The organism is Mesorhizobium sp. M7A.F.Ca.US.007.01.2.1 (assembly GCF_003998165.1).
GTDB lineage: Bacteria > Pseudomonadota > Alphaproteobacteria > Rhizobiales > Rhizobiaceae > Mesorhizobium > Mesorhizobium ciceri.
Genome location: NZ_RZQP01000278.1, coordinates 1 through 7,284 on the forward strand (window position 1 = coordinate 1; position 7,284 = coordinate 7,284).

The 7,284-nt window shown below is 63.7% G+C and carries 6 protein-coding genes; 1 reads left to right on the plus strand and 5 read right to left on the minus strand.

The genetic code is table 11. The features are described from left to right. The 5 genes from EN949_RS30890 to EN949_RS30910 all read right to left on the minus strand — a co-directional run. Nucleotides 1–966: ABC transporter ATP-binding protein (locus tag EN949_RS30890; RefSeq protein WP_164782592.1), on the minus strand; the 966-nt coding region annotated here is incomplete at its 3' end. After that, nucleotides 963–1,808 carry an ABC transporter permease gene (locus EN949_RS30895; RefSeq protein WP_082826413.1) on the minus strand — a complete coding sequence of 282 codons (846 nt, stop codon included), beginning with the start codon at nt 1,806–1,808 and terminating at the stop codon, nt 963–965. The genes EN949_RS30890 and EN949_RS30895, both read right to left, overlap by 4 nt. Nucleotides 1,809–1,830: 22 nt before the next feature. Next, complete coding sequence (locus EN949_RS30900) at nt 1,831–2,778, minus strand: ABC transporter permease (RefSeq protein WP_127366796.1); 948 nt, start codon at nt 2,776–2,778, stop codon at nt 1,831–1,833. A 52-nt stretch (nt 2,779–2,830) separates the two neighbouring features. Then, nucleotides 2,831–4,390, minus strand: a complete 1,560-nt coding sequence (locus EN949_RS30905; RefSeq protein WP_024502512.1) for an ABC transporter substrate-binding protein — start codon at nt 4,388–4,390, stop codon at nt 2,831–2,833. A gap of 312 nt (nt 4,391–4,702) precedes the next feature. Continuing rightward, nucleotides 4,703–5,695: a membrane dipeptidase gene (locus tag EN949_RS30910; protein ID WP_127366797.1), complete on the minus strand. Its 993-nt coding sequence runs from the start codon at nt 5,693–5,695 to the stop codon at nt 4,703–4,705. A 195-nt stretch (nt 5,696–5,890) separates the two neighbouring features. Between EN949_RS30910 and EN949_RS30915 the strand changes: the two genes are divergently transcribed. Further along, nucleotides 5,891–7,162: an FAD-binding oxidoreductase gene (locus tag EN949_RS30915; RefSeq protein ID WP_063171566.1), complete on the plus strand. Its 1,272-nt coding sequence runs from the start codon at nt 5,891–5,893 to the stop codon at nt 7,160–7,162. Nucleotides 7,163–7,284 lie beyond the last annotated feature (122 nt).

The following is a 7,284-nucleotide window of genomic DNA, read 5'->3' on the forward strand; positions in this document are numbered from 1 at the left end:
CAGTGGAACGTCCGCGTGCCAGCAATGGGCGATATGAGATCCGCCGACAGGGGCGCTGGGAGGCGTCGTCAGGCATTGGGCGTCGGCGCGATCGCAGCGCGGCTGGAAGACGCAGCCGCTTGGTCGGCGGCGCAGGTCCGGCAAGGTCCCGGCAATCGTCGGCAGCCGGGGCACACGCTGCGACAGCCGGGCGGGATCGCAGGCCAGCAGCTTCTGCGTGTAGGGATGGCGGGCGTCGTGGAAGATCTCGCGGGTCGTGCCGCTTTCCACCAACTCGCCGGCATACATCACGATCATCTCGTCGCAGAGTTCGGCGATCACGCCCAGATGATGCGAGATGAACAGCACCGAGCAGCCGATGTCGCGCTGCAGATCCTTGAGCAGTTCGATGGTGGCCACCTCCAGCGTCGCATCGAGCGCCGTGGTCGGCTCGTCGGCGATCAGCAGCGCCGGCTCCATCATCAGCGCCATGGCGATGGCGATGCGCTGCTTCATGCCGCCGGAGAATTCGTGCGGAAACTGCGTCAGCCGGCTTTCCGGATCGGGAATGCGAACCTTGCGCAGCATGGCGACCGAGCGCGCATCCTTGTCCCGCTTCGACAGACCCGAGCGATACTGGATGTCGCGCATCTGCCGCCCCACCGACAGCACCGGGTTGAGCGCACCCATCGGGTCCTGGAAAACGGTAGCTATCCTTTGGCCGCGCAAGCCGCGCATCGCCGTGGGGTCAAGCCGGGCGAGGTCTTTGTCACCCTCGAAGATGATCTCGCCCGATAATATCTCGCCATTGTCGGCGAGCAGGCCGAGAATGGCGTTGATGAGCGTCGACTTCCCGCAGCCGGATTCGCCGACCACGCCAACGCTGCGGTTGGCCGGCACGGAAAAACTCACCTGCTTCAGCGCCTCCAGTCGCCCACTCTCGGTGTGGAAGGCGACGCTCAGATCCTTGATCGCGAGAACCGTCATGACCGCCCCTTCAGCCGGGGATCGAAGAGGTCGCGCAGCGTCTCGCCGAAGAAGGTGAAGCCGAGTGTGGTCAGCACGATCGGCAGGCCGCCGGCAATCACGATCCAGTAGGAATCGCGGATGTTGGCAAAGCCGTCATTGAGGATCGCGCCCCAGCTCGGCGTTGGCGGCCGCACGCCGAGCCCGAGGAAGCTCATGCCGGCCTCGATCGCCACCACCACGGGAATGTCCATCGATATCAGGATCAGGATCGGGCCGATGATGTTGGGCAGGATATGGACGCGCAGGATACGGCCGGCACTGGCGCCCATCGAGCGCGCCGCCATGACATGTTCGGCCGACTTCAGCACCAGCGTCTGCGTCCTGATGATGCGGGCATAGCCCGGCACATTGACCAGCATCACCACCAGCACCACCGCATAGAGCGAGGGGCCGAACAGGGTGACCAGCGTCAGCGCCAGCATGACGGTGGGAAAGCTCTTCACGGCGTCGAAGATCAGCAGCAGCACATTGTCGAGCCAGCGCGGCCCATAGCCGGCGATCAGCCCGAGCACCACGCCGACGACCAGCGACACCGCTGTCGCGCCCAGCGCGATCAAGAGCGCGACGCGCCCGCCATAGAGCACCCGGGTCAGAAGATCACGGCCGAGGTGGTCGGTGCCGAGCAGATGCAGCAGGCTCGGCGAAGCGAAGCGTTCGGCCGGCGATATCTTGCTCGGCGCATAGCTGGTCAGCGCGCTGGCAAACACCGCCGACAGCACCACCAGCGTCACCAGCGTCAGGCCGACGGCGCCGAGCGGCTCGCGCATGATGCCGCGCACGGTGCGCCACAATCCGGACAACCGGCTGCCGCCGGAAGACAGCTCAGTTGAAACTTGATCTGACACGGGGATCCAATACACCGACCAGAATGTCGGCCGCTACGTTGACGAGGACGAAGAAGACCGTGGTGACCAGCACGGCTCCGGAGACGATGGGGTAGTTGCGCACCGAGATCGCCTCATAGACCAGCTTGCCGATGCCGGGGCGGGCGAAGACGATTTCGGCGAAAACGGAAGACGACAGCATGTGGCCGATACCGACGCCGAGCAGGGTGATCGTTGGCAGCACGGCAATGCGCAGCGCGTAGGTGTAGACGATCCGGTGCTCTGTCAGGCCGAAGGCGCGCGCCGTGCGGATATGGCTGGCCTCCAGCGTCTCCAGCATCGAGGCGCGCACCATGCGCGAGATGTAGCCGATCCAGCCAAGCCCGACCGCCAGCGATGGCAGGATGAGGTGCTGAAGCCGGCTGGTGAGGTCGCCCGGTTCGCCGGCGCCGATCGCCGGCAGCCATTGCAGTGCGACCGCGAACACCAGCAGCGAATAGATGGCGACGACGAAGGACGGCACCGCGATCATCGCCACCGAAAGAACCCCGATCACCTGATCGACAAAGCCGCCTCGGCGCACCGCGGCGATACAGCCAAGCGGGATGCCAAGCGCCACCGACCAGGTGATGCCGCCGACCACCAGCGCCAGCGTGAACGGAAGCTGCTCGATCACCACGTCCAGCACCGGCCGGTTCGACAGAACCTCGGTGCCCAGGTCACCGCGCAGGACCGATCCGTAGAAGTGCAGGAACTGCCGCCACACCGGCTGGTCGAGGCCCATGCGTACGCGCAGCGCCTCCATCATCTCCGGCGTCGCGCGTGGCCCCAGCGCGACGGAGGCCGGGTCGCCGGGAATGAGGTAGACCATGGCGAACATCATCATCATAGCGACGCTGATGATGATGGCGCCAAGCCACAGACGCTTGAGGGCGTAGCGGATCATTTTCGGTACCTGTCGGACGGTCTTTGGTGGGGGCGAGCCCCGCCCGCCGACATCATGCCGGTTTGAAGTCGGTGAACACGGGTTCGCCGTTCGGCTTCAGGCCGGCCACAAGCGTGTCTCGATTCATGATGCCGGTGACCTCATGCGTCAGGAAAACGTAGTTGCCGTTCTCCTCCATCAGGTCCTGCAGCTTCTTGTAGATGACATCACGTTTCGCCGGGTCGAGCTCGACCATGCCTTCGGCATTGAGCTTGTCGAATTCCTCGCTGGAAAACCGCTCCCAGTTCCAGACGCCGATCTGGTCGCGGGTGAACCAGGCAGTCGCCCAGCTCGGATCCGGCTGCATGGAGAAGCGGCTGATGATCATCTGCAGCTTCTTCCAGTAGTCGCCTTCCTTGGCGCCAAGCGTCCAGAAGGTGCCGCTGTCGTTCTGCTTGATCTCCACATTGAGGCCGACATCCTGCAGGTTCGACTGCACGACCTGCGCCGCGGTCAGCCGCTCGGTCTTGTTGAGGATGTCGAGCGTGATCGTCGTGCCGGCCAATCCTTCCTTGGTGATCATGTCGCGGGCGCGGTCCGGGTCGAAATCGAAAAGGTTCTTCTCGCGATGGCCGGGCAGGCCGGGCGCGATGATGCCGGTGGCGGTTGCGGCGGCGCCGAAATAGGCAGCATCGACCACCGCCTTGCGGTCCACGGCGTACTGAACCGCGCGGCGCATGTTGGGATTGTTGAAGGGAGCGACATCCTGGTTCATGCCGAGCCAGACAAAGGCCAGCGAAGGCTTCTCCACCACGGTCGTCTTCGGCGGCGGCGTCTGCTTCAGGCGCGAGATCGAGGAGACCGCGGTCCAGGTGTAGTCGAGGTCGCCGGCCTCATAGCCGAGTTCGGCGGTCTTCTCGTCCTCGATCGGATGAATGTGGATTTCCGCGAAGGCACCTTGCTCGTACTTCCAGTCGGGATTGCGGACCAGCACCGTGCGCTGCTTGGGCAGCCATTCCTTCAGGATGTAGGGGCCTGACTGAGCCACTGGCTTGACGCCCATCTTGCCACCGAGCTCGGTGATGGCGCGCTTTGACAGGATGGTGCCGGACGGCGTCGGCAAGGTCGACGTCCACAGCGGCGCGAAGGCTTGTTTCAGGTGGATTAGCCCCGACAGCTTGTCCTTGACCTCGACTTCCTTGAGCGTTGCCCAGTCGCCGGAATAGGGGCTCTTGTTGGCTGGGTCGGCGATGCGTTCGATCGAAAACTTCACGTCTTCGGCCGTCATCTGGCCGTAGCCATCGGTGAAGCCGATATTGTCGCGCAGCTGGAAGGCGACGGTCAGCGGATCGAGCTGCTTGATCGTTTCCGCCGCCATCGGCCGCCAGCCCCAGCTGTCGCCAGGCGTGGTGACGACGAGGCCGGCGAAGATGACGCTGGTGATGTCGCCTTCAGGCGCCGCCAGCCGGAAGCAAGGGTCGAGCGTCTGGATGTCGGCGTAGGATCGCACCTTGAGGATCGGCCCGTCGCTCGACCAGGAAACTTTTGGATTGACCATTGAGGCAAGGCCGAAAGCGCCGGCTCCGGCGAGCAGGCTGCGGCGCGAAACCCTGGTGTCGGCTAGAATGGACATGCTCTACCCCTCAGCTGTTTTCGTTGTCTTGTTTTCAGGCCGCAGGCCATTCTCCAAGCCGGGCCGAATGTGTCGGTCCGCTAAAACTGCTAATAATAGACATCTATGTCTAGCGAAAATTTTGCCGGCACGTCCGAATCTTGGATACGGACGATCTTGCGGAAAATCTCGACATCTGTTCCGACCGCCGCCGGCGCGTCGACTTGGGCAAGTCGCGGGCGGAATGTGATCGCGCAGACGATATGGCCTGGCCCGCCATTCGGTGGGGCCTGGATCAAGAGCTGTAGCGGAGATAGGCCTCTCGGCCGCCGCTCACTTCCAGATTTCAGCCGCCAGGCGCATGAAATTGCCGCCCAGGACATCGCGCACGGTCTGCTCGGACTGGCCGCGGCGCAGAAGAACCTCGGTCAGTTCGCGCATCTGACCTGGAGCCGCGTAGGTCGTCGCCCCCTCCGGATATTCGCTCTTGGGCCAGAATTGCGGATTGTCGGAAATGATGCGGTCGATGCCTTTGACATCAACCGGAAAGGCGTAGTCCAGTCCGATGCCGACATGATTTGGGCCAGCCAGGTCGACGAGATATTCGATGTGGTCAGCCAGCCTGTCCGAGTCCGTGCGTCCCTCTCCCAGGAAACGATTGAGCCCGACGATCGCGACGATGCCGCCGGTGCGCGCGCAGGCTTTGATCTGCTCGTCGGTGATATTGCGGCCATGGCCGCACAAGGCCTTGGCGTTGGAGTGCGAGAAGATGACCGGCCGGTTGGAGTATTCCATCACCTCCATCGAGGTGCGATAGCCGGTATGGGTGACGTCGACGAACATGCCGAGACGGTTCATCTCGTCGATGACCTCGCGGCCGAACGCCGTCAGGCTGGTCTCGACATCGTGGCAACCGCCGCCGGCCAGATTGTTCCTGTTGTACGCAAACAGGATCTGGCGGACGCCCAGATGGTGATAGAACTCGACCATCTCGATGCGGCCGTCGAGCGCGTTCATGCCCTCGATGTCGAAGGTGATCGCCAGTTTGCCTTCAAGCTTGGCCTTGCGGATTTCCGCGACGGAGGAGACCAGCGTGTAGTGCTCGGGATTGGCAAGGATCCAGTGGCGGAAATTTGCGAGCGTCCGCACGGTCTGCTCCCAGGGCAACAGGTCGAAGCCGACATCGATCGACAGATAGTTGATGCCGGCGTCGCGCCAGATCTGCAGATTGTTCAGGTCCGCCGCCGGGTCCGGCATGAAGCCGGAATGCGCGTCCCATATGATTTCACTGTCGAAAATGGCCTGGGCGGCTGTCGAAACGCTCACTTTTTCCTCGCTCTCTCGGCGACACAACACAACGGAAAGCCGGATCAAGCGGCGTTCCGGACGTGTGATCCAGATGCAGTGCGCATCAAGTATCAGGCCACAGACACATGTGTCTAGACAGGCCGGGACGAGCCTGTATGGTCGCCGTCGCTGTATGTCGCTCCGACCGGAACATCGGCAAAAGGGAGAACAAAGATGAGTTCAAACGGAAGCCATGGCGGCAGCGATAGCAGGCATATCGCGGTGATTGGCGGCGGCATCATCGGCTGCAGCGCGGCTTTCCATCTGCTGCGGTCCGGCGTGCGCCGGGTGACGGTCATCGATGCCGGCCAGCCGGGTGCCGCAACCACAAGCGCCGGTGCTGGCTTCGTCTCCCATTGGTCCGCCGGCATGATCCCGCTCGGTGAAGAGGGCTTTCAGCTGCAGCAATATGGCCTCGATTTCTATCGCAGGCTGCACGAGGTCGGCGCCGAGATTGGTTATCGGCCGAACGGCACCTTGATCATGGCGCTGACCGAGGACGGGCGCGAACGCTTCGTCCGCCCGGTGCTGGATTCTCCCTATGCGCCGCCGGAAATGCAGGACCTGGATGCCGTGCAGATCGGGCAGAAGATGCAGGGCCTCATCGATCCGGCCCGGGTCCATTCGGCGGCCTACAATCCGCACGGCATCCAGCTCGACACCAAGCTGGCGATGGGGGTGCTGACCGGCCAGATCAGCGAGCTCGGCGGCGTCTTCCGCAGCAACACACGCGTGACTGCCGTCCATGATGCCGGCGACCGGGTGACGATCGAGACCGACCAGGGCGGCCTTGAGGCTGATGGCGTGATTGTTGCCGCCGGCGCCTGGAACAACCAGGTCCTGTCAGGCCTTGGCTGGCAGTTGCCGCTGCTGCGCGTCGTTGCAACGCGCATAGTCACCGACGACCGTGGGCTGCCATCGACCATTCCCACCGTCCAATGCCGCGAATTGCGGCTGTGGCTGCGCGAGACATTCGGCGCCGTCATGTGGGGAACCGGCCGGCACTACAAACCTCTCTACAAGACGAACGACAGCGAAATCGAACCCGGCCAGCCGCACAATATCGGGCTGATGCAGGAAACCTCCGAGCAGGAGCTTGCCGAGTTGCAGACGGTGTTCCCGCCGCTGCGCGGTTCGACGATCGCGAGCTGGGCGCAAGGCGTGCCGTGCTACACGCCCGACAACAACCTTATCGTCGGCAAAGTCCCCGGCAGCGACAATATCGTGGTCGTCGGTGGCGACAATGAGAGCGGCGTCACCCATGGACCGGGTCTTGGCCGGCTCTCTTGCGAACTGGTTCTCGGGCAGACCCCGTTCGTTTCCGTCGAGCGGTTCCGTGTCGATCGCTACGCCTCCAACGCCTTCAAGTCGGAAGCCGAGATCGAGGCCGCCATGCCGGCCTGGGGCGCGCGTCACGAGGCGTCGCGGTTTGGTCGCGAGGCCTGATCGTCAGCTGCCCCCGGCGCTTGCCTGCAAGCTGTCGCCGACGCTGCCGAGCAGCGCCTGCGCCACCGCCCTGACAACCGGGCCGGCGTTCTTCCTCATGACGATGTGGAAGGAGGCGGCGT

What these genes read in the sequence shown, in the direction of transcription:
- EN949_RS30900 (WP_127366796.1), bottom strand. Translation starts at nt 2,778, where the DNA reads ATGATCCGCTACGCCCTCAAGCGTCTGTGGCTTGGCGCCATCATCATC.
- EN949_RS30905 (WP_024502512.1), bottom strand. Translation starts at nt 4,390, where the DNA reads ATGTCCATTCTAGCCGACACCAGGGTTTCGCGCCGCAGCCTGCTCGCC.
- EN949_RS30915 (WP_063171566.1), top strand. Translation starts at nt 5,891, where the DNA reads ATGAGTTCAAACGGAAGCCATGGCGGCAGCGATAGCAGGCATATCGCG.